Source organism: Acinetobacter pullicarnis (genome assembly GCF_006352475.1).
GTDB lineage: Bacteria > Pseudomonadota > Gammaproteobacteria > Pseudomonadales > Moraxellaceae > Acinetobacter > Acinetobacter pullicarnis.
In genome coordinates this window covers 2,073,213-2,090,707 of record NZ_VCMZ01000001.1, presented here as the reverse complement: position 1 = coordinate 2,090,707, position 17,495 = coordinate 2,073,213, and the positions used below count along the sequence as shown (strand labels likewise).

Annotated in this window: 13 protein-coding genes and 1 CRISPR repeat array; of the genes, 6 read left to right on the top strand and 7 right to left on the bottom strand. The window is 43.0% G+C overall.

The genetic code is table 11. The features are described from left to right. Positions 1–185: 185 nt before the first annotated feature. From FD716_RS09190 to FD716_RS09180, 3 genes are all read left to right on the top strand, one after another. Entirely contained in the window at positions 186–860 is a 675-nt protein-coding gene (locus FD716_RS09190; protein ID WP_139852046.1) for a hypothetical protein, read from the top strand. Between the two features lie 112 nt (positions 861–972). Beyond that, on the top strand, positions 973–3,735 hold the full coding sequence (gene mgtA, locus FD716_RS09185) for a magnesium-translocating P-type ATPase (RefSeq protein WP_139852045.1): 2,763 nt from the start codon (positions 973–975) through the stop codon (positions 3,733–3,735). 6 nt (positions 3,736–3,741) lie between these two features. Further along, positions 3,742–4,455 carry an MgtC/SapB family protein gene (locus FD716_RS09180; RefSeq protein ID WP_139852044.1) on the top strand — a complete coding sequence of 238 codons (714 nt, stop codon included), beginning with the start codon at positions 3,742–3,744 and terminating at the stop codon, positions 4,453–4,455. 243 nt (positions 4,456–4,698) lie between these two features. Here FD716_RS09180 and FD716_RS09175 read toward each other — a convergent pair whose 3' ends face one another. Beyond that, positions 4,699–5,922, bottom strand: coding sequence for an MFS transporter (locus FD716_RS09175; RefSeq protein ID WP_139852043.1), 1,224 nt, complete (start codon positions 5,920–5,922; stop codon positions 4,699–4,701). A 133-nt stretch (positions 5,923–6,055) separates the two neighbouring features. Between FD716_RS09175 and FD716_RS09170 the strand changes: the two genes are divergently transcribed. Further along, on the top strand, positions 6,056–6,643 hold the full coding sequence (locus tag FD716_RS09170) for a TetR/AcrR family transcriptional regulator (RefSeq protein ID WP_139852042.1): 588 nt from the start codon (positions 6,056–6,058) through the stop codon (positions 6,641–6,643). Here FD716_RS09170 and FD716_RS09165 read toward each other — a convergent pair. Next, a complete protein-coding gene (locus FD716_RS09165; RefSeq protein ID WP_139852041.1) occupies positions 6,640–7,425 on the bottom strand; it encodes a helix-turn-helix transcriptional regulator in 786 nt (261 codons plus the stop codon). The genes FD716_RS09170 and FD716_RS09165 overlap by 4 nt on opposite strands. A 93-nt stretch (positions 7,426–7,518) precedes the next feature. On the opposite strand from FD716_RS09165, the gene FD716_RS09160 reads away from it, so the two are divergent. Together FD716_RS09160 and FD716_RS09155 are read left to right on the top strand one after the other, a co-directional pair. Then, on the top strand, positions 7,519–8,931 hold the full coding sequence (locus FD716_RS09160) for an MFS transporter (RefSeq protein WP_171477014.1): 1,413 nt from the start codon (positions 7,519–7,521) through the stop codon (positions 8,929–8,931). 93 nt (positions 8,932–9,024) lie between these two features. Continuing rightward, positions 9,025–9,681 carry a LysE family translocator gene (locus tag FD716_RS09155; protein WP_139852040.1) on the top strand — a complete coding sequence of 219 codons (657 nt, stop codon included), beginning with the start codon at positions 9,025–9,027 and terminating at the stop codon, positions 9,679–9,681. A gap of 89 nt (positions 9,682–9,770) precedes the next feature. Here FD716_RS09155 and FD716_RS09150 read toward each other — a convergent pair whose 3' ends face one another. From FD716_RS09150 to FD716_RS09130, 5 genes are all read right to left on the bottom strand, one after another. Further along, entirely contained in the window at positions 9,771–10,097 is a 327-nt protein-coding gene (locus FD716_RS09150; protein ID WP_139852039.1) for a hypothetical protein, read from the bottom strand. Between the two features lie 71 nt (positions 10,098–10,168). After that, positions 10,169–10,739: direct repeats of the CRISPR family, unit length 28 nt; unit sequence TTTCTAAGCTGCCTATGTGGCAGTGAAC. Between the two features lie 211 nt (positions 10,740–10,950). Continuing rightward, complete coding sequence (dapC, locus tag FD716_RS09145; protein ID WP_139852038.1) at positions 10,951–12,120, bottom strand: succinyldiaminopimelate transaminase; 1,170 nt, start codon at positions 12,118–12,120, stop codon at positions 10,951–10,953. Between the two features lie 70 nt (positions 12,121–12,190). Then, positions 12,191–14,857 carry a [protein-PII] uridylyltransferase gene (glnD, locus tag FD716_RS09140; RefSeq protein WP_139852037.1) on the bottom strand — a complete coding sequence of 889 codons (2,667 nt, stop codon included), beginning with the start codon at positions 14,855–14,857 and terminating at the stop codon, positions 12,191–12,193. Positions 14,858–14,878: 21 nt separating this feature from the next. After that, positions 14,879–16,096 (bottom strand): formate-dependent phosphoribosylglycinamide formyltransferase, encoded by a 1,218-nt coding sequence (gene purT, locus FD716_RS09135; RefSeq protein WP_139852036.1) that lies wholly within the window; start codon positions 16,094–16,096, stop codon positions 14,879–14,881. Positions 16,097–16,248: 152 nt separating this feature from the next. Beyond that, entirely contained in the window at positions 16,249–17,253 is a 1,005-nt protein-coding gene (locus FD716_RS09130; RefSeq protein ID WP_139852035.1) for an LLM class flavin-dependent oxidoreductase, read from the bottom strand. Positions 17,254–17,495 lie beyond the last annotated feature (242 nt).

Below are 17,495 nucleotides of genomic sequence, written 5' to 3'. Positions count from 1 at the left end.
CAACTGAACAAGACTGTCTTCACGAAAAGGGAGCTGTCTTGCAATAAGACGGCTTAAATCTGCATCAAATAAAATACCAATTACATTGTTCAATCAATCATGACGCCTGTGTTTTTTATACATAGACGGCACTGGTTATTAGACTCACTTGGTCGTCATTCCGCCTCAGTGATGGGGAACAGGGGATGCACTACATATATGCGACAGTATCATTCTACATGATGCTGATTTTACTGGTTTTGTCTGGACATGCAGTACAGGCGATGCCGTTATTAATCACTGACGATGCTGAAATTGTTGATGCCAGGCATTGTCAAATTGAGCTTGATCAGCGGTTTCATCAAGATCAAAAAAATGAAGTGAATATGACACCCGCCTGTAATGTACTCGATTTATTTGAGTTGGGGGTGCCATTGTCTGCGGAAGATGGTGAACAGCGTTATGCCATTCAAGTGAAAAAGAAGTTTTATACTTCTGAACATTTTCCGATGGCGATTGCGGGCAGTGTGCAATGGCAGCCTAGCCAGCAGCAACAAGCGCAAAATTGGGATTTTAATCTGCCAGTTTCAATTTACGCAGTGGAAGACTTTCAGTTCGATCTCAATGTTGGCTTACACCGTGAAGAAAAAGATCGTCATTTAACTTGGGGGGTTGCTTCAACGTATGAAATCAATCCAATCAATCAGTTAAGTCTTGAAGTTTTCAAAACTGATCCCGGAAAAGCGCGGACTCAGGCCGTTTATCACTACCATGTTTTGCCTGAAACATTGTCACTTTATGCCGCTTATGCACATCCATTACAGTCAGATGATCAATCTTGGATGGGGGTGGGACTGAGTTGGGTATTTCCAGTCCGCTAAAGCTGTATTACACTTGATTCAAATCAAAACAAAATGAACTTTTCGTTTGGGGCTTGGTGATTTAAACCAAGCGCCAAAATAAAACAATATTGCCCAAAGTAGGAGAGTCGGTATGATTCGCAACCTCTGGCAACAATTATTTTCACGCTTCTTAAAAAAATATCATCTGAGTCAGTATTTTTTAAAGTCAGCATCGCTCAAAGAATTACATCAATCAAGTTATGCCCAACAAGTGGGACAACAACTTGCGGCACAGTTAAAACAATCCGCTCAACAATCCCCTGAACTGCTTTATCGCAGCTTGGCCAGCCACCCCAAAGGCTTGACCGAAGCTGAGGCAGAGTTGCTTCGAGAACAACATGGTATCAATGAGTTACACCATGAAAAACCATTAAAATGGTGGCAGCATCTTTGGTATTGTTATAAAAACCCATTTAATATTTTACTGACCATCTTAGCGACCGTTGCGGCACTGACCCAGGACCTTGAAGGGACGTTTATTATTGTCGCGATGGTGCTGCTCTCAACATTTTTACGTTTTTGGCAAGAATCAAAATCCAATAAAGCGGCGGATGCATTGAAGTCGATGGTGAGTAACCGTGCCAGTGTGTATCGTCGTGATTTGGGCTATGCACAACTGACACAAATTGCAGAGCGCTATGCTGTAGATCTAAAACATCATCAAGGTTCAGTGTTTGAGATACCAACGAAATTTTTAGTGCCAGGTGATCTGATCCAGCTTTCTGCAGGCGATATGATCCCTGCTGATTGTCGTATTTTGTTCGCTAAAGATTTGTTTGTATCACAGGCCGCCATGACCGGTGAGTCGATGCCAGTAGAAAAATTCGCAGTCCATCATCGGGCGGATGAAGAAAATGCTATGGCGCTGGACAACATCGTATTTATGGGCACCAATATTGTGTCGGGTACCGCCACAGCGATTGTACTGACCACGGGTAATCAAACCTATTTCGGTGCGTTGGCCAAACGTGTTAGCAGCAATGAACGGGTTTCCACCTCGTTTCAGTTGGGTGTTAACCAAGTCAGTTGGTTGCTGATTCGTTTTATGTTGGTCATGGCACCGATTGTCCTGTTTATTAATGGCTTTACCAAAGGGGATTGGGGCGAGGCAGTATTGTTTGCGCTGTCGATCGCGGTGGGTCTGACCCCAGAAATGTTGCCAATGATCGTAACCTCGACTTTGGCCAAGGGTGCAGTTTTCTTATCTAAGAAAAAAGTCATTGTCAAACGGCTCGATGCAATTCAAAACTTTGGTGCCATGGATGTGCTCTGTACCGATAAAACCGGTACCTTGACCCAAGATAAAATCTTTTTATCCAAGCATGTCGATGTGATGGGTAACCATTCTGAACATATGCTGCTGCTGGCTTATATCAACAGCTATCATCAAACTGGTCTTAAAAACCTACTGGATATCGCGGTATTAGAGCATGCAGACCAAAATGTAAAAATGGAAAAGTTGCGCTACCACAAAGTCGATGAGATTCCATTTGATTTTGAACGTCGCCGTATGTCGGTCGTGGTCAGAACCCCAAGTAAAAAAGTACGCATCATTACCAAAGGTGCGGTCGAAGAAATGCTAGGGGTGTGCCGTTCAGTGGAAATTAATCATCGGGTGGTGGACTTAACCCCTGAGCTGATTGAACGCATTCAAAACAATACCCAAGCCTACAACCGTGATGGTTTGCGCGTGATTGCCTTGGCTTATCGTGAAGTCACCCATGAGCAAAGTACATTTTCGGTTGCGGATGAAAATAATCTCACGTTGTGTGGTTTCTTGGCTTTTCTTGATCCACCCAAAGACAGTGCTCGAACTGCAATTCAAGCCTTAAATCAGCATGGTGTCAGCGTAAAAGTCTTGACGGGTGACAATGAGTTTGTGACTCAGAAAGTCTGTGCGGAAATTGGTTTGGCGCATCAACACATCATATTGGGTGAACAAATAGATGCGATGTCCGAGACAGAACTGAAAGATACCGTTGAGAAATATCAAATTTTTGCCAAACTGAGTCCAATGCACAAAGAGCGCATTGTGATGCAGCTTAAAGACAATGACCATGTGGTGGGCTTTTTGGGTGATGGCATTAACGATGCAGCTGCATTAAAAACCGCAGATATCGGTATTTCAGTCGATAGTGCTGTGGATATTGCCAAAGAATCTGCCGATCTGATTTTACTTGAAAAAAGCCTGATGATTTTAGAGCAAGGGGTGCTTGAAGGCCGCCGTACTTTTGCAAATATGTTGAAATATATAAAAATGACGGCCAGTTCAAATTTCGGTAATGTTTTTTCTGTATTAGTAGCGAGTGCATTCTTGCCATTTTTACCGATGTTGCCGATTCACTTACTGGTGCAGAACTTACTTTATGATATTTCACAAATTGCAATTCCTTTTGATGATGTCGATGAAGAATCACTACAGCAGCCACAACGTTGGCAACCGCGTGAAATTGGTCGCTTTATGATTTTCTTTGGGCCGATTAGCTCGGTATTTGATATTTTGACCTTTGCTTTGATGTGGTATGTGTTTTCAGCCAATACCCCTGAAAAACAAACGCTATTTCAATCGGGCTGGTTTGTGGTCGGTCTGCTGACTCAAACCTTGGTGGTACATATGATTCGAACTGCGAAAATTCCTTTTTTCCAAAGTCGTGCAGCTTTGCCATTAATGGTGATGACGGTGGTGATTATGGCAATTGGGATCTTCTTGCCGATGGGGCCTTTGGCTGAGTACTTTAAGCTGCAAGCCTTGCCACTGAGTTACTTTATCTATTTACCCTTTATTTTGATTGCCTACATGCTTTTAACGCAATTGATGAAAATGTTTTATATTCGACGTTACGGTTGGCTGTAATTTTTTATGAAATTTTTAGAACACATTCAAGCAGATAATATTTTAGATACCACTATTAGCCTGTTCACTGCTTTTGTATTGGGTGGCTTGATTGGCTTTGAGCGGCAATATCGACAACGGACTGCTGGTTTAAGAACCAATGTCTTGGTGGCGGTTGGGGCTGCACTTTTTGTGGATATTGCACTGGCCTTAGATGGTGCTGCAGGCGCGGTGCGGGTGATTGCCTACGTGGTTTCTGGAATCGGTTTTCTGGGGGCGGGGGTGATCATGCGCCAAGAGGGCAATATCCAAGGGCTTAATACCGCTGCAACGCTGTGGTGCTCTGCTGCAGTTGGTGCGGCAGCAGGCGCAGATTTGGTGATTGAATCGGTCTTGGGTACCGCCTTTATACTGGCTGCAAATACCTTGCTACGTCCGATTGTGCATGTGATTGATCGTCGTCCATTGGATGATGAAGCCGAGATTCTCAACGTGATTTCAATTATTTGTGATCGACAACAGAGTAAGTTGGTGATGGAACAATTGAATTTGGCGCTGTTGCAATATAACTATCCGCCCAAAGATATCGAGGTTGAGCCATTTGGTAACCTTGATGTGCAAATCGAGGCGACTCTGATTGCAACTTCGATTGAAGCCAAAGACATGAATATTATTATCGACTTACTCAATGATATGCCACAAGTGCGGCATGCCTATTGGGACAAAAATATTACTGTTTAATTTTCAACGTAAATTATTTTTTAAAAGGCCTAGCAACATGCTGGGCCTTTTTATCCCTAATGTTATCCGCAAGTTTTGTGGATTATTTTCAGCTTTAAGTTATTGTTATTTTTTACTAAAAATAAAAACAGATCAACTAATGATCAGCACCCTGTGTAATTCTTTTCTTTTTGCAAAGTTCAATTTTACTTGGGTAATATGACCATTATGTGTAAACCTATTGCATATCAAACAATTTGAGGTTCAAACACTGACTTTGTGCGCAGAAAGCATACGCTCAATCAGCATCGCCAAGCCAACCAGCAGCAGTACCGCCACAAAACAAACCGCAAAGCCAGCACGTGCAGTGGCAAAGTATTCAACCAGTTGTCCTGAAAATGCAGCGCCCATTGCAATGCCGATATTTAAGCCTGCCAATAACCAGGTCATCGCCTCAGTCAGTTGTTGTTCAGGCACCACGCGTTCCACCAAACTCATGGCCAAGATCATGCTCGGTGCAAAAGCCAAGCCCATTACAAAGACCGCAGCAGTCAGGCTATATACGTCATCTATGAATAAAAATGGCAGTGTGGTTAAGGCAGTACCGATTGCCGCCCACCGTAACAGCTGCTGTAAGCGACGTTTAAATTTCATTGCACCAAAGGCTAAACCTGCAATACAAGAGCTAATCGCATAGGCAGATAATACAATGCTTGCAGCAATGGGAGCGTTTTGCTGTTGGGCAAAGGCCACACTGACAATATCAATCGTACCAACGGTCAGTCCCATTGCAATCATGAAGCCAATCAATAACTGTACGTTGCCAAGACCAATCACCGATTTTAATTTGGGCTGATTGAGCTGAGCAGAAGCCGTTGACATTGAGGCGCTGAGATAGGCCTTGGGTTCAGTGGATTTTTGTCGGCTAAAACAAAAAGTTCCCGTAAGCAGTAACAGTGCGGCAACCACAAGCCCGCCTTGGGTAAACCACGCCACACAAAGTCCAACGGACAGTGGTGGCCCAAAAATAAACGTGACCTCATCTAAAACACTTTCCATTGAATATGCCGTTTGCAACTGATCTTGGCCACGATAAATCATTGTCCAGCGCGTACGGACCATCGCGGATAGACTCGGCATAAAACCAGTTAAGACTGCAGCCAAAAATAGCCCCCAATTGGCAAAGGAAAAATAAGCACACAACACCAATAGGATCAGCCCAACAATACTGATGCCACTACTGACGACCACCACTTTGCTTTGACCATGTTGGTCGGCTAAGCGTGATACTTGCGGTGAAATCAGCGCATAACTCAACACAAAGACCGCAGCGACTGCACCTGCCAAGCCATAACCATATTGTTGCTGTACCAACATGGTGATAATGCCAATCCCAATCATCGGAAGTGCTAAACGTGCCAACAGTCCAGCCAAGGTAAAGGCCAGACTGCCCGGTGTTTTAAAAAGTTCGAGATAAGGATTGGCCATAGCGGAGATCCGATTTTTTCAGGGAGAGTTTAAATACTTATACATACACGATGTATGTAAAGTGAAATATATATTCATACGAAGCGTATGTAAATGCTAAAATCAGTTTTTTATTGCAATGAATGAGAAATATATGGCACGACGTAGCAAGGCAGACATGGAACAAACACGCCAAGCATTGCTCAGCAGTGCTCGAAAAAGTTTTACCGATCATGGCTATGCCGCTACAGCCATGGACGAGTTATGTACAGCAGCGGGCTTGACTCGTGGTGCACTGTATCATCACTTTGGTGATAAGCAGGGATTGCTCAAGGCTGTTGTGGCTGAAATGGATGTGGAAATGGATCAGCGATTACAGCAAAGCTTTGCCACAGCGAATAATACTTGGGCGGGCTTGCAACAGCGCTGCCAACTGTATTTGGAAATGGCACAAGAAGCTGAAATTAAGCGAATTATTTTACAAGATGCACGTGCGGTATTGGGGCAGCGTAGCGGTACGGAATCACAGCAATGTCTCACTTCACTTCAAAGCATTTTACAGGAGCTGATGCAGGCGGGCACGATTCACCATACCGATTCGGAAGCCTTGGCCTTGCTGATTCATGGCAGCTTAACGGAGGCCAGTTTCTGGATTGCAGATGCGCAAGATAGTCAGCAACGCTTAAAGCATGCCGTGGCTGCTGTGCAATTGTTACTCAATGGTTTGCTGGTCAACGCTTAAGCCAGTGGGGCATAGATAATCAGGCGATTATGTTTATCTAAATCAAAGGTCAAAGAACTATATTGATAATGTTGTACCACCCCTTGAATCGCAAACTGTCGAATTCCACTGCAAGGCTGATAGATTTCATGACGATTCCACATCTGTTCAAATACACTTGAAATTTGCGTCAGCTCGCGGATCATCGCTTGAATATTGGGATCATGTTTATTGAGGGCATAATCACGGCGAAAACTTGAAAGCAATTGATAGGCCTCGGTTTTCCAGTCTGGCAACAGTTGCTGATAACGTTCATCTGTAAATAAAAGCCATAAAAAATTACGTGCTTGTCCGGTTGTGCTGGAAAAGCCAAAGTACTGATCGGCTTTGTTGTTAAAGGCCAAAACATCCCAATGTAAATTCAACACATAGCATAAATAATCGGCAGGTAAATCATCCATAATCCGCTGAATAGAGGCCGGAACTTGGTATTCAGTGATGCCGGTTTCCAAAGGGTGCCGCATTGAGGTAAGTAAATATAAATGGCGCCGTTCGGCTTGATTCAATTGAAAAACCTTAGCCAAACGATCTAAAAATTGACTTGATACGCCAATATCACGACCTTGTTCTAGCCATGTATACCAAGTCAGCCCGACACCTGCCAAAGCAGCCACTTCTTCACGGCGTAGACCGGGTGTTCTGCGTCTATTGGTTGCCGGTAAACCGACAGATGTCGGACTTAAGCTTTCACGTTTATGCCTAAGGAAATCTGCGAGTTCTGGACGAGTACGTTGTCGTTGCATAAGCCTATAAGTTCTAGTACCAGTATAAGTGCTTAAATTGTACCAGTTTAAGCGTCTGGTTAAAGTGTGATTTTTCTTGCTATTAATCCGCTTATGAACAGACAACAACGCTATGCACTGATGGTGCTGATGCTCGCAGGATTCGTTACGATCTTTGATTTATTTGTGGTAAATGTCGCTTTGGTGAGTATTGAAAATAGCTTTAATAGCAGCTTTACCGCATTAACTTTGATTATTGTGATTTATGAACTTGGTTTTGGGTTGTTACTCATTACAGGGGGACGTCTTGGTGATATTCATGGGCCGAAGTCATTGTATCGAATTGGGATGCTATGTTTTATGCTTGCATCATTGGGCTGTGCTATTGCGCTTAGCAGCAATGCTTTAATTCTTGCCAGACTGTTACAAGGGCTGGCAGCGGCATTATTGTTCCCACAAGTGTATGCCAGTATTCGCTATAACTTTAATCCACAACAGGCCAAGACTGCCTTTGCCTTTCTCGGTATGAGTTTAGGCTTAGCCGCGATTGCAGGGCAAGTTGTGGGTGGTCTACTGATTGAACTGGACTTATTTGGCTTGAGTTGGCGCAGTATTTTTTTGATTAATTTGCCAATTGGCGGCTTGGCATTGTATTGGTCTAAATATTTAAACAGTCAGAAATCTGCTGAAAAAATTAGCCTTGATGGCTTTGGGGTTGTGTTATCGAGTATCGGAATTAGTTTAAGTTTAATCCCGATACTGATGATGCCCATCTGGGGTTGGACTTGGCTCAGTTCAGCGGTATTAATACTTGGATTATTATTTATAAGCGGGTTTATCAAATATGAAATTCGCCATCAGCAACAAGGAAAAACACCTTTATTAGCCGTCGGTTTATTTAAAAATAAAAGCTTTGTACTGGGCATACTGATCGTATTGTGTATTTATGCGACCTCGAGTGCCTTTCCTTTTATGATGACCATGTTATTTCAACGTGGTTTAGAATTAAGTGCCTTTCAGTCTGGTTTATTATTTATGCCAGCCAGTATTGGCTTTGTCGTAGCTTCATTTTTAACACCGCGCTGGCAACAACGCTTTGGCAATCGCGTATTATTGCTCGGAGCGATTTGCTATGCCATGTCCTATCTGATTTTAATGTTATTGGTGGGGCAGTGGGCGATGGTGCAACCAATCTGGATATTTATACCGTTGATGTTCTTGGTTGGCTTTAGCCAAGGCATGTTAATGACCCCGATGTTGAATTTGGTACTCGCAACCGTTGATTTAAAGTTGATTGGTATGGCTTCAGGTCTAACCGCGACCTTACAACAGGTCGGGGCTGCTTTAGGTGCTGCTGTCGTTGGGAGTATTTTTCAATTGAGCCTCAAACATTTTGCTGAATTAGAAACGTTAATCAAATTGGAAAAAGCCTTTGCGCTGAGTTTGGGTTTTAATGTCGTCGTTGTTGTTATTGCATGTTATCTATTCATCCGTATTCTGAAAGCACAGTATTTATTAAATCCTTAGCGGTGAAAAATATAAGGAAAATGGATTTATATTTTGATCTTCACAGCAAAATCTCCTACATTATGCAACTCAAACCTAAGGACTGGGGCCTAAGTGCTTTATTTACACGAATTTCTTATTTTAGCGTTGGTCCACTTTTTAGCAGTGGTTGCACCTGGACCTGATTTTGCGGTAGTGATTCAGCAAAGCGTTTCGCATGGACGTAAAATGGGCATCGTAACTGCGCTTGGTATTGGGGCAGGTATCTCAGTACACGTGTTATATACCATTTTAGGCTTTGGCTTACTGATTAAAACCAATGTTTGGGTATTTAACAGCGTTAAAATTATTGCGGCTTTATATTTAATTTATTTAGGTTATCAGCTGATTCGCAGTAATTTAGTGCAGCAATCAGAGACGGCAGAAGTGGCTGAGTTGGCTGCTGAAAATGCTGTGGTTGTTCCGCAGTCTTCATTGAAACAAGCCTTCTTAAAAGGCTTTATTACCAACGCGACCAATCCCAAGGCCACGATTTTCTTCCTGGGTATTTTTACCACCATCGTTTCACCCCAAACTCCAATGGCGATCCAATTTGGTTATGGCTTATGGATGTGTATGGTCAATGCCTCTTGGTTTATGTTGGTTGCGGTGCTGTTTACCACTCAACATATTCGTCAAATGTTCTTAAACAAGAAAAAGATTTTTGAAATGGTCATGGGTGTGATTTTAATCTTATTGGCCTTTAAATTAATTTTTGATTTTTCGATGTAATCATTAAAGCTGTAAATAGGTGACCACGGGTTCCACTGCTCTGCGGTGGAATACCAAAATGATGTGTAGCCGTAATCATGATAAGTTGATTATGACTTGCCCAGCGCTGCAATTTTTATTTTACTTTCTGTGATGGTGTTTTGTATTTCAAGTACTTTGTTTTTGGCAGCAATGGTTGCGAGACAAATATCACGACTAGACTCTTTCAATTCAGTTGCATCAGGCTTTTGCGCTTTAAGTGCTGCTTGATAAAGTTGTGTGGCTTGATCACATTGTGGAGCGAGTTTCTCTTGAATCTCTTGATATTTTTGCTGCTCGGCAGTGAGTAATTTTATTTTGGTTTCTAGTTTTTCAGTTTTGGATTTACCACAGCCCACCAGTCCGATCACGACCGCCAATAACAATACTTTCTTCATGATGCACCCCTTAAATTTCCAACAAGATACGCATTTTATAAGAAAAGATAAAGCGTTTACGAGATTACAGTTTTCTAAGCTGCCTATGTGGCAGTGAACGAACAATTGGATGCATTACAATCACTATTATTATTTCTAAGCTGCCTATGTGGCAGTGAACATACTGTGACATTCAAGTCAAACATTGGAGTTTTTCTAAGCTGCCTATGTGGCAGTGAACATGAAATTCAATACAGTAGATAACCCATTACTTTTTCTAAGCTGCCTATGTGGCAGTGAACAGCACCACGGCGCGGGTTCTGTGGGCTTTATGTTTTCTAAGCTGCCTATGTGGCAGTGAACCTGCAAGTGGACTCCATACTACCTTTATTTTATTTCTAAGCTGCCTATGTGGCAGTGAACATAAAGTCAGAGTCTACCGCGATAACGATCTTTTTCTAAGCTGCCTATGTGGCAGTGAACATTTCTTTACAATGCATTTGATGACTATATACTTTCTAAGCTGCCTATGTGGCAGTGAACTCGGATGCAATACTTTCAAAGCCTTCCATATATTTCTAAGCTGCCTATGTGGCAGTGAACAATATAATCGGCTGTAAGCTATATAATACGTTTTTCTAAGCTGCCTATGTGGCAGTGAACTATAGAATTTAAACCATAAATCAAATAATAACAATGGTTTAACCCTGAAAAATAGGTTTTACCCCAAGTTTTTGAGCGATACCATAAGTTATTGATTTCATTGAGTTGTTAAAGAGTCATTAAATATTGGGGTAAAAGTTAATGTTTGTCAAAGTTGATTCATGTTCAAAATAGGACATGAATCAACAGTCGCCATATTTTTATTGCGGCATTACAAAATGGCTTTTAAGCGTTCAACCACTTGTTCGCATTGTGTCATGTCTGCAACTAAGGCTAAACGTACGTGGTTTTCACCCGGATTGCCTTGTGCGGTATCACGCGATAAATAGCGCCCCGGAAGCACTTTAATATGCGCCTTTTCCATTAACATCTTGGCAAATTTTTCATCATGATCCACTTTGAGCCAGTAATAAAAACCCGCATCAGGCTTTTTAAGTGGTAGTAGATGACCCAATTCTGCTTGGAAAAGCGCAAATTTAGCACGATATTGTTGACGGTTTTCTTCAACGTGTGCTTCATCATTCCATGCGGCAATAGAAGCCAGTTGGTGTTGAACTGGCATGGCAGCACCGTGATAGGTGCGGAATTTCAAATAAGGCTTGAGTAGGTTTGCATCACCGGCCACAAAACCAGAACGCATCCCCGGTAAGTTTGAACGTTTCGATAAAGAGTGGAATACGATACAGTTTTTATAATCGTCACGGCCCATTTCTGCGCAAACTTCAAGTAAGCCAAATGGGGCTTGATCGAACCAAAGTTCCGAGTAGCACTCATCTGATGCAATCACAAAGTCATATTGGTCAGACAATGCAATGAGTTTTTTAAACTGGGCTTTAGACAGCACTGCGCCAGTCGGGTTGCCTGGGGTGCAAACAAAGACCAAAGCGGTTTTTTCCCAAACGGCAGCAGGCACTGCATCAAAATCACCGAGATAGTTATTTTCTTCCGTACAATTCACAAAATACGGCGTTGCACCAGCAAGCAAGGCTGCACCTTCATAAATTTGATAAAACGGATTTGGCATCACCACATAAGGCGCGTCATCACGATTAATCAGTGCTTGTACAAAAGAGAAAATGCCTTCACGAGTACCGGTCACAGGTAAGATTTGTTCTTCCGCATCAATTTGATTTAAATGGAAACGTTGCGTCAACCATGCTGCAATGCTTTGTCTTAGTCCCAGCAGGCCTTTGCTGTTTGGATAGGTTGATAGATGTTGGAAGTTTTCTTGAATCGCCTGTTTAACAAATTCTGGCGCAGGATGCTTAGGTTCACCAATGGATAAGGGAATTAAAAGCAGGTCTGCAGGCTTTACATCCTTAAAAAGTTGATTCAGTTTTTCAAATGGATAAGGATGTAATAAGTCTAGGCTTGAGTTCATGAAACATTTACCAAATAAAGCAAGTGAATAGGAAACTAAATATAAATAAGCAGTTGAGTATATAAGTTACTTAGTGTGAATGCGCAATTTGATGCGACGCTTCATCCAATGCCGCCTTGAGCTGTTCGGCAAAAAGTTGTGATTCTTCGGCACTCATCGGCACAGCATCTTTTTTGGTGACAAAGAAAATATCTTCAGCCCGTTCGCCAAGTGTGGCAATGCGAGCAGAATGAATATCTAAACCTTGCATCATAAATAACCCGCCAATTTTGGCCAATAATCCCGGATGATCGAGGGTTGAAATTTCCACCATATTTTGCAGTAAGGCACCATTTAAGGTGATATCGACAGTATTTTCAATATCAAAATGGCGGAGGATCCGTGGTATACGACGTTGTAATAAACCGGGGTATTGCTCTGGTGTGCTTAAGGCGTGAATCAACGCATCTTTAAGCATTTGCTCACGTTCAGGGTCTGCGAGTAGGGTACCAAAACGGTCGAGTACCATATAGGTATCTAAACTAAAGGCTTTTTCTGCCGTAATAATCCGCGCATCTTGCACATCGAGGTTCATTCGATCAAGCACAGTCACGGTGGTTGCAAATAAATTGGGTTGGTCTTGGGTATAAATAAAGATTTGTACCGCATCTTGCGCAGCTCGACGATGTCCACGAATCATCACCAAGGGTTCCGGATTATCACCATGTTGTAAAATTGCGCGGGTATGCCACGCGATTTCATCGGCAGACTCTTTGAGGAAGTATTCATCGCCCAGTTCTTGCCAAACTTTTTCGACTTGATCGAGTGAAAAGTCTTTGACCAACAGTTCACTGGCAGTAAATTTATTTTCTTCAATATGCATCTGATAATCGACTGGGCGATCGAGCCCAATCCGAATCACATCACGGGCTTGAATAAACAGTTGACGCATCAATGATGAACGCCAGGTATTCCAAAGCTTGGGATTGGTGGCATTAATATCAGCAACCGTAAGGGTATAGAGATAATTTAGATGCTCCATATCTCCGAGTTTTTCTGCAAAATTCATCACGACGTCTGGATCAGAAATATCTTTTTTCTGTGCTGTTAATGACATGAATAAATGATTTTGAATTAACCAGGCCACCAGATTACATTCACGTTCACTAAAGCCATGCATGCGACAAAATTCGATTGCGTCCATAGCGCCCAGTTCGCTGTGGTCCCCACCACGACCTTTGGCAATATCATGGAAAAGCGCAGCTAACATGACAATGTCACGGCGTAATAAACGTTGAAATACCGAACTGACGACCGGGAAGTCTTTGGCAAATTCTGGTTCTTTAAAACGATTGAGGTTGCGAATGAGCAGCAGCGTATGTGCATCAACCGTATAAATATGGAATAAATCATATTGCATCAAGCCCATAATTTGGCCAAAGGCTGGAATATAATTGCCCAAAACCCCATAGCGCTTCATGGCCAACATGGTTTCATAGAGACGATGCTGCGATCGAATAATCGACATAAACAACGCTTGATGAACGGGATTGGCACGATAATTTTGATCGATGCGTTTAGCCGCTAAAATTAACAAACGTAAGGTACGTGCACGAATCCCTTTTACATCTGGGCGATTGGCCAGAATATAAAAGATTTCCAAAATGGCACTGGGTTTTTCAGAGAAAATCTTGTGGTGTTGTACTGCAAGTTTGCCATCCACCAATTTAAAGTGTTCGTTGACGTGTTCAATTTGGCGCTCATAATTGGGAAGGCGTGGGGTAATCACCGATTCATTAAAGTAGGCCAGCAACATTTCATTTAAAGTCGAAACTTGTTGTGCTGTCCGATAATAACGCCGCATAAACTGTTCAATCGGATAGTTTGGGTGCTGATCATCTTGTTTAACATAACCAAACTTTGCAGCGATCTCACGTTGGTAATCAAACAGCAGTCTATTTTCATCACGATTGGTTAAACGGTGTAAATGGTCGCGAATTTCCCATAAGAAGCTTTCTGACTCTTCCAGTACGCCCAGTTCAAACTCAGAGATAAAGCCCAAATGCACCAAGTCATAAATACGATTGACCCGAAAATGACGTTTCGCGATCCAACCAATCTGATTAATGTCTCGAATACCACCAGGCGCATTTTTAATATCAGGTTCTAAATTGCTTTCAGTATTATTATGTTGAGCATGACGATCAGCTTGTTCTTGTACTTTGGCATCATAGAAGGTTTTATCTGTCCACGTTTGCGAAACGATACGTCGCGGCCATTTGGCCAATTGTGGATTACCACAAATCAGGCGCGCTTCGATCAGCGTGGTGGCAATGGTTAAATCTGCCGCGGCTTGTTCGAAACAGGTTTTAATGGTGCGAACACTGATTCCCGGCTTTAAATGCCCGACATCCCACAACAACGATATAAAAGTGCTGACCATGGATTCTTGATCTGCACTTAAATCCTGTTCAGACAAAATCATGGTATCAACATCGGAACAGGGCAACATTTCGCGGCGACCGTAGCCGCCCACCGCAAATAAACTCAATGGGGTTTGATCAAGACCAACATGTGTCCAGAGAAAATGCAAAGCTTCATCAATCGAGCATGCGCGTGCACGGAGAATATCCCGTATCGGATGACCGATGGCATAGTACTGATCTAATTGCATTTCGACGGTTTGACGCCATTGATTAATCGCTTGAATATCATTCGCGTGATCAACGTTCTCTAACAAAGGCGCGGTCTTGATCATTTTAAAGTCCCCAGTGTTGTATTATTTATGGTGGCTAACGACGACTTGATCGGCAGCAGCTTGTGCCAATTGGCGTGCTTGATCGGTAGTTTCTGCACGTGCAGTCGCGACGCCCATACGACGGCGTTTAAAGCCTTCTGGCTTACCAAATAAACGCAAGTCAGTATCTGGATGTTGTAAGGCAAGGTTTAAATTGGAATAACTTAAATCGTTCGCATCAACACCCGCATAAATCACTGCACTGGCAGCTTGGCTATGTCGAGTGGTATTGACGCTAAGACCAAGAATCGCACGCGCATGTAATTCAAATTCACTTTGGAACTGTGAGGCCAACGTGACTAAGCCTGTATCGTGTGGGCGTGGCGATACTTCACTAAACCAAACTTTGTCGGCTTTAATAAACAGTTCAACCCCGAATACACCACAGCCACCTAACGCTTTGGTGACTTTGTCGGCAATACGTTTGGCTTCTTCCAGTGCGATTGGGCTCATGGCTTGAGGCTGCCAACTTTCGACATAATCACCCGCGTCTTGGCGGTGCCCAATTGGATCGCAGAAATGGGTTTCAATTTCACCTGTTTCTGGATTTTGAGCGCGTACAGTCAATAAGGTAATTTCAAAGTCAAAGTCAATTTGTGCTTCAACGATAACGGTACAGTTTTGTACACGGCCACCGGTTTGTGCGTATTCCCACGCAGCATCGACTTCTTCAAAGGCTTTAACGCGTGACTGACCTTTGCCAGACGAGGACATCACTGGTTTTACAAAGTTAGGATAACCAATGTCGTCACAGGCTGCTCTAAAGCTTTCAAGCGAATTTGCAAAGCGATAGGCCGAAGTGGGTAGGCCCAGTTCTTCCGCTGCAAGGACACGAATACCTTCACGATTCATGGTCAAGCTCACGGCTTTAGCAGAAGGAATGACTTTGGCGATATTTTTACTTTCAATGTCAATCAGCACATCTGTAGCAATGGCTTCAATTTCTGGAACGATTAAATGAGGTTGAATGCTTTCAATCAGCTGCTGTAAGGCCACTGGATCAGTCATATCAATGGTATAAGAAAAGTGGGCAACTTGCATGGCAGGCGCATTTGAGTAGCGGTCTGCGGCATGGACTTCTACGCCCAATCGTTGTAAAGAAATCACCACCTCTTTACCCAATTCTCCAGACCCAAGGAGTAAAACTTTATATGCAGAAGATTGAAGTGGGGTGCCAAGTGTTACGCTCATGCGACTCATCCATGCTGGTTATGCAGGCATTTAGCATAGCAGAACTCGTCGTGCTGTTCAGGCTTGATTGAAATAAAATATGCGATTTATTCAGCAATTGAGTTCAGGTCGGGACAAATGCAGCCACTGACCCGAACCCAATCGATTGATCTGTTCAGCGCTTAGGCTGATTGTTTGATTTGCATGAGTAAATCGAAGTTATTCAATCGCTTCGCTGTGTCGTAGATATCACATGTAAAAATAAACTCATCAACCTCATAGCGTTGTAACAATTGTTCTAGGCCTGCCTTTACGGTTTCGGCAGAACCAATTTGTGCCATGCCAAAAAAGTTGTTGACGGCCATTTTTTCAGCAGCACTCCACAAGCCTTGCATCGATGCAACCGGTGCTTTGAGTTTTAAACTGCCGCCACGCAATAAACCCAAGATACGTTGATAAGCACTGGTGGCTAAGTATTCAGCTTCTGCATCCGAGTCTGCAACCACGGTGGGTACGCCCATAGACACATAAGGGCGGTCTAAGTGAACCGAGGGTTGGAAATTTTCACGATACAGTTGAATCGCTTGGCCCAGCATCCGTGGTGCAAAATGTGATGCAAATGAATAGGGTAGTCCTAATTGAGCAGCAAGTTGTGCACTAAATAAGCTTGAACCTAACAACCAAACCGGAACATGTGTGCTTTGACCGGGGGTCGCAGTAATGCGTTGACCAGGTAGCGGGTCTGCAAAGTATTGCAAGATTTCAACCACATCTTGTGGGAACTGAGATTCAGTCTCTTGAACGCCACGACGTAAGGCACGCATGGTGGTCTGATCGGTGCCTGGTGCACGGCCCAGACCGAGTTCAATTCGATTGGGATAGAGGGTTGCCAAGGTGCCAAATTGCTCAGCCACCACTAACGGTGCATGGTTGGGCAACATGATGCCACCGGAGCCAACCCGAATTTTCTGCGTATTGGCGAGAATATAACCCAGTAACACGGCAGTTGCAGAGCTGGCAATCCCATCCATATTGTGATGTTCTGCTAGCCATAAGCGGTCATAACCTAGTTTTTCAGCGTGTTGAGCCAGTTCTAATGCATGTTGAAGGGAGAAGGCAATGCTCTTGTCATCGCGTACTGGCGCGAGTTCTAAGATTGAAAATTTAGTCTGTTGCAGGCTTTGCATAAACAACGCTCAATAATTTTGAATATCGAAATACTACGATATGTCAGCGACTTTGTATATCGTTTATTTTCGATATATGCTGTTTTTAGTTTTATTTAAGGGGCTTTCAGACATAATTGATTAATTTAAAATAGCAGTATTTGTCTTAACTGACTGGCATTCGGGTGAGGGGGATTTGGAATTCGAAGCAAAAAAAAACACCTTATCTTGAATGGAACTGCTCAGATAAGGTGTTTGGTTTA

Coding starts and splice junctions, on each gene's coding strand:
- dapC (WP_139852038.1), bottom strand. CDS start 12,120: ATGAACTCAAGCCTAGACTTATTACATCCTTATCCATTTGAAAAACTG.
- FD716_RS09180 (WP_139852044.1), top strand. CDS start 3,742: ATGAAATTTTTAGAACACATTCAAGCAGATAATATTTTAGATACCACT.
- FD716_RS09160 (WP_171477014.1), top strand. CDS start 7,519: ATGAACAGACAACAACGCTATGCACTGATGGTGCTGATGCTCGCAGGA.
- FD716_RS09170 (WP_139852042.1), top strand. CDS start 6,056: ATGGCACGACGTAGCAAGGCAGACATGGAACAAACACGCCAAGCATTG.
- purT (WP_139852036.1), bottom strand. CDS start 16,096: ATGAGTCGCATGAGCGTAACACTTGGCACCCCACTTCAATCTTCTGCA.
- FD716_RS09165 (WP_139852041.1), bottom strand. CDS start 7,425: ATGCAACGACAACGTACTCGTCCAGAACTCGCAGATTTCCTTAGGCAT.
- FD716_RS09150 (WP_139852039.1), bottom strand. CDS start 10,097: ATGAAGAAAGTATTGTTATTGGCGGTCGTGATCGGACTGGTGGGCTGT.
- FD716_RS09175 (WP_139852043.1), bottom strand. CDS start 5,922: ATGGCCAATCCTTATCTCGAACTTTTTAAAACACCGGGCAGTCTGGCC.
- mgtA (WP_139852045.1), top strand. CDS start 973: ATGATTCGCAACCTCTGGCAACAATTATTTTCACGCTTCTTAAAAAAA.
- FD716_RS09190 (WP_139852046.1), top strand. CDS start 186: ATGCACTACATATATGCGACAGTATCATTCTACATGATGCTGATTTTA.
- glnD (WP_139852037.1), bottom strand. CDS start 14,857: ATGATCAAGACCGCGCCTTTGTTAGAGAACGTTGATCACGCGAATGAT.
- FD716_RS09130 (WP_139852035.1), bottom strand. CDS start 17,253: ATGCAAAGCCTGCAACAGACTAAATTTTCAATCTTAGAACTCGCGCCA.